Origin of the sequence: Chroococcidiopsis cubana SAG 39.79 (genome assembly GCF_003991895.1) — a bacterium.
In the GTDB taxonomy this organism is placed as follows: Bacteria; Cyanobacteriota; Cyanobacteriia; order Cyanobacteriales; family Chroococcidiopsidaceae; genus Chroococcidiopsis; species Chroococcidiopsis thermalis.
In genome coordinates, this window is sequence record NZ_RSCK01000212.1 from 1 (window position 1) to 3,911 (window position 3,911).

3 protein-coding genes are annotated in these 3,911 nt (G+C 44.8%); 2 read left to right on the forward strand and 1 reads right to left on the reverse strand.

Annotated elements, in window-relative coordinates; genetic code table 11:
* Positions 1–102: 102 nt before the first annotated feature.
* Positions 103–249 (reverse strand): hypothetical protein, encoded by a 147-nt coding sequence (locus DSM107010_RS39190; protein ID WP_158631977.1) that lies wholly within the window; start codon positions 247–249, stop codon positions 103–105.
* A gap of 521 nt (positions 250–770) precedes the next feature.
* On the opposite strand from DSM107010_RS39190, the gene DSM107010_RS37195 reads away from it, so the two are divergent.
* The gene (locus DSM107010_RS37195; protein WP_015154405.1) at positions 771–1,757 is read left to right on the forward strand and encodes a DUF3102 domain-containing protein; all 987 of its coding nucleotides are present in this window, start codon (positions 771–773) and stop codon (positions 1,755–1,757) included.
* Positions 1,758–1,972: 215 nt separating this feature from the next.
* Positions 1,973–3,868, forward strand: a complete 1,896-nt coding sequence (locus DSM107010_RS37200; protein ID WP_241994495.1) for a GumC family protein — start codon at positions 1,973–1,975, stop codon at positions 3,866–3,868.
* Positions 3,869–3,911 lie beyond the last annotated feature (43 nt).

Sequence of the window (3,911 nt, forward strand, 5' to 3'; positions counted from 1 at the left end):
TAAAGCTTGTTGAAACATCACAGCAATCGCAATCGCACTTCTATCCTATTCTAACAATTATCTACAACTGTAGTACTAGGTGGAATTACGCAACCCATTTTTCTATCCATCTTGCGATCGCTTCATGAAACCGTATTTGTAGCTGTTGGTGTGACTTGTGCTATGTAGTTGTTGTTGAGCGCGAGGGGCGATCGCACTCAACCTGCAACCAGTATTTAGCCCTGAATGTAATCTATCCCTAAATGTCATGCCTAACTATCTGTTCGAGGGAACGGACAACGGGTAAGGGGGAACGGCGATGGAATTGGTGCAGGACAGATCTTCGACCCGAACGTCGTTTGGATATTGTCAACCGTAATTTCACGGATAATTCGTGATAACTTACCCCAACCTTGGTTCAATTTTCCGTAAAATTTCGCAAGCAATAAATTAAAAAAGATTCTTAACTTATCGTAACGTTTTCGACTTGATAAACCTAAACCCCCATAGTTAAGGCATAAAATGGTCGTCGTTAAATTCTTAGTATCGGTTTATGCTAGCGATCTCTATCCATCGTCGGCTGAAAATTCTAAAATAAATTTAATGTCTATTTTTGCGATTGAATTTTTAACTTATGTGTTTAAAACTTCCTTTTGACTCAAATCAGGTTTGTATCATTTTCTACAACAGAATCTCTAAAAAATATCACAAATAAGCGTCAACAAATTAATCGAAGGTCATAAACTCGGATCGACAAATGCAAGCCAAGCAAATCTAAACAATCTAAACAAATGGAGCTAGAGCCAGGTTTCGATTACAGAGTTTTAAGTGAGAAAAACCGTTCGCTCGTTCAGCAAAGAACTAAAGAGCTGAAGGAGCGCTTGCAGCGTACAGCTCAAGATATATGGGACATTGGGAAGAAATTAGTTGAGGTGAGAGCAGAACTAAAAGGACATGGCTACTTCGATGCTTGGCTGAGAGCTGAATTCGGGTGGAGTCGGCGCACGGCATACAACTTTATTTATGTATACGAAGCATTTCCTTATGCAAAATTTGCACAGATGATCATCGAGCCATCCGCGCTCTATCGCTTAGCTTCGCCTTCGACTCCCGATGCAATCCGCGACAAATTTATTCAACAGGCTAATGCGGGTAGTAAAGTCACGCATAAAGAAGTTTTGAAAGCCGTTACTGAAGAAAAGCTGAAGCAAATTCCCAATTCTCCCATCGAACATTCTCTCAAATCGGCAGCAGCTCAACCAGAAGAAGACCCGTCCCTAAATATAGATAAAGAAGTTAAATCAGTCGTCCCAGAAATACAACAACCTCCCTATAAAGCTGCTGCTTATAAAGCTAATCCAACAATTGTCACCCCACGTTTCCAGCAGTCGCATTGGTACACGCTGGGCATGGATCACCTATTATTTTGCGGCGATACTAACTCACCAGCATTTTTCGATCGCCTACCGGAAGCAGCTTTTGCTTTGGATATTGCGGTAGGTGGTAAGTGGCAGCATGACTGGTTAATGTATAAAGCTCGCTCGGCGTTGATCCTCCATCCCCGGGAAAGAATTGATGGAGAGCGGATTAGGCAGCTACTATTGATGTTTTCGGAACGGGAAGATGCAATAATATTACCCTGCGCGCCCAGTGGAGAGGCGATCGCTACGATCGGTAGGCTCAAACGGAAATTATTTGCAGGCTATCGAAATCGACAACAGTGCCAACAGGCGATCGCTGATTCGGGATTAAAAGCGCAAAAGGTTGAATTACCCTAGTTGTATTTGTTACCCTGAAAGCCGATCTCATTTATGCTTATAGTGATATACTGCCAAGAAAGTATCGTTCTCGTTAACAATTAAGTCCCTCATTCGAGTGGCGATCGCGGCACAGTTCAACTAGCCACCCGCCCTATTCCCAGTAGCACTTGCGCCAGAAATATCTCCGGTCGCGAAACGTTCGCTCTCAATCAGCAGCAACTTACCATTAGCTTATGGAATCTAGAGTGGAATCTAGAGAAGCCGTAGACATCAACTTGCAAAACTTGCAGTTAGCCATCAAACGACGATGGTTGGCAGCAGCAGGGGTATTTGGCTTTGTCTTAGGACTCTCAACAATCGTAACCCTTTTGCAAGCGCCGCTATACCAAGCAGAAGGCAAGCTCTTGCTCAAAAAGCCCAGCGAGACTTCTAGTCTCAACCCTGAAAAGTACGAGCCGCGCTTGGAACCGCTCAGCGCTGAGAGCAATCCGGTGAGTACCGAGTCGGAAATCGTCAGTTCGATCCCGCTGGCACAGAAAACGATCGCTGCTCTCACCCTTAAAGATGAGGAAGGTAAGCCGCTCAAACCGACAGCACTGATTAGCCAGTTGACACTGAAAAATATTCCCGCTACTGACGTGTTGCAAGTCGCATACGAAAGTAAAGATCCTCAAGAAGCAGCAGCAGTCGTCAATAAATTGATGAGCGCCTATGTAGATTACAACATTCAGAGTAACCGTGCCGAAGCCTCAGCCGCAGAAGATTTTATCGTCAAGCAACTGCCGCAGACAGAAAGCACGGTGCGGGCATCTGAAGCTAGTTTGCGCCGTTTCAAGGAACGACACCAAATCGTTAGCTTAGAACATGAAGCTATCTCAGCTGTAGAAGTGCTGAAGGAACTACAAGACCAAATCACACTTGCAGAAGCAGCACTCGTACAAACTCAAGGTCGAGCGACAAAACTGCAAAAAGAAATTGCCCTCACTTCCCAAGATGTCGTACCGATTAATTCTCTCAAAGAGTCCCCCGGAATACAAAAGACCCTGGCAGAATTACAACGGGTAGAAGGCGATTTGGTTGTCCTCCAAACTCGTTTTGAAGACACATACCCCGAAGTCCAAAAATTAAAACAAAAACGGAATGCCCTCAAACAGTTGTTAGAAGGACGCATAGGACAAATGTTGGGCAACTCGAAGCAGGTATCGAATCGCAATTTAGAAGCAGGCGAGTTGCAACAAAAATTGGCTGAAGACTTGGTAAGAGCGGAAGTCGAACGCCTCAGTTTGTCTAATAGATTAAAATTTTTAGCTCAAGCTAGAACGAACTACAGGCAAAGAGCGACAGTTTTACCGCAATTAGAGCAGCAACAACGGGAGTTAGAGCGACAAGTCAGAGCCGCCCAAGCTACCTACGAATTAATGCTGAAAAAACTGCAAGAACTACGGGTAGAGCAAAACAGAAATATTGGTAACGCCAGCATTATTGAAACAGCATTAGTGCCAGAAACTCCCTTATTGGGTAAAAGAGTGATGACTCTCGGTTTAGGAGGAATCGCCGCAATACTACTGGCGATCGCCACGATTACTTTACTCGAACTGAGCGACGCATCAATCAAAACACTTAGAGAAATTAAGCAGTTGTTTGGTTATACCTTAATTGGTAGCATTCCTCAACTTGGTAAATTCATCAAATTGAAACCTGAACGACAGCAAGATTGTCCAGTTCCCGAACTAGCGGTGAGAAATAGCCCTCGCTCGTTGACAGCGGAAGCTTATCGCATGTTACAAGCTAACTTGCGGTTTTTGAATTTAGATCGTCCGCTCAAAGCTGTCGTCGTGACGAGTTCAGTACCCAAAGAAGGCAAATCGACCGTTTGTGCTAATTTAGCCGTCGCGATCGCCCAGCTAGGACGCAGAGTACTATTAATTGATGCCGACCTCCGCTCTCCGATCCAACACCATATTTGGCAGCAAACGAATGTAGAGGGTTTGAGCCACGTCCTCGTTGGCGGAACCGACTTTCAGGCAGCAGTAGAACAAGTTATGCCCAACTTACACGTTCTTACGGCTGGAGTCGTGCCACCTAACCCAATGGCTTTAGGCGATCTCCAAGAAACAAAATACCTATGAGGCAGGTCGGATAAGAATATCCCATTTGGGCAAGAGGGGATTG